The organism is Shewanella sp. CAL98-MNA-CIBAN-0140, from assembly GCF_040309905.1.
GTDB lineage: Bacteria > Pseudomonadota > Gammaproteobacteria > Enterobacterales > Shewanellaceae > Shewanella > Shewanella psychromarinicola.
The window spans coordinates 1-245 of the sequence record NZ_JBEOPI010000259.1; the positions used below are offsets into that span (position 1 = coordinate 1).

The following is a 245-nucleotide window of genomic DNA, read 5'->3' on the forward strand; positions in this document are numbered from 1 at the left end:
GTCACTAACACCTGCTTCGAAGGTTTCAATTTTAGCGTCGAATACTTCACCAGGTCGGCTGTCAAACACTACTTTTGCTAAACTGCCTGGCTGCATATTTAATAGTGACTTTTCACGAAAATCAGCCACTAAATCTGCTTTTCTTGCCACAATAGCAAGTAATGGCTTACCCGCAACAGCATAGGAACCCTCAAGTAACTGTAAATTAGCCACTACACCATCACTTAAAGCACGCACTTGCGTAT

The 245-nt window shown here is 42.4% G+C and carries 1 pseudogene; it reads right to left on the minus strand.

The window, feature by feature from the left end:
* Positions 1–245: pseudogene (locus tag AAEY93_RS20985) on the minus strand (HlyD family secretion protein); the annotation flags it as partial.